The following is a 463-nucleotide window of genomic DNA, read 5'->3' on the forward strand; positions in this document are numbered from 1 at the left end:
TCGGGCCGGTGACGTTCCAGTGGAAATTGTGGGTCTTCAGATACAAGGTATAACTGTCCGCCAGCAACCGCGACAAGCCTTCCGCAATCTGCTCACGATCACTCTGTTTGATACCAATATCGATTTCCATGACCTTCTCCTCAATGGATGAATAGCGGCCCCACCTGACGGGGCCCCGATTGAATTAGCTTAATTGGATGTATGCGTGCGGAACAGCGCCTTTTCAAGGCTGGGGCGCAAATACACTTTTATCACATTGATAGCATCACGCTATGCGACATTTTACCGGCCGTTCGGGTCATCACTGTTATCGTCAAACAGCTGATCGTCACCCAAAGGGAAAAGCGACTCTTCCTCGTCCGCTGACGCCGGCTTGGGCGGCGGCGGTTGCGTCGGCGCGGGTGTGTCGGGTGAATCGCTGGGCGACTCCAGTTCCGACTCGAGTTGCTGCATGGGGGGAGGT

1 protein-coding gene and 1 pseudogene are annotated in these 463 nt (G+C 55.1%); both read right to left on the minus strand.

Going from position 1 to position 463, the window contains the following annotated elements; genetic code table 11:
• Positions 1-130 (minus strand): annotated as a pseudogene (locus B3520_RS08970) (DNA starvation/stationary phase protection protein); the annotation flags it as partial.
• A 152-nt stretch (positions 131-282) separates the two neighbouring features.
• A partial coding sequence (locus B3520_RS08975; protein WP_286875889.1) for a hypothetical protein occupies positions 283-463 on the minus strand: 181 nt, incomplete at its 5' end.

It is taken from the genome of Marinimicrobium sp. UBA4509, assembly GCF_002388575.1.
GTDB lineage: Bacteria > Pseudomonadota > Gammaproteobacteria > Pseudomonadales > Cellvibrionaceae > Marinimicrobium > Marinimicrobium koreense.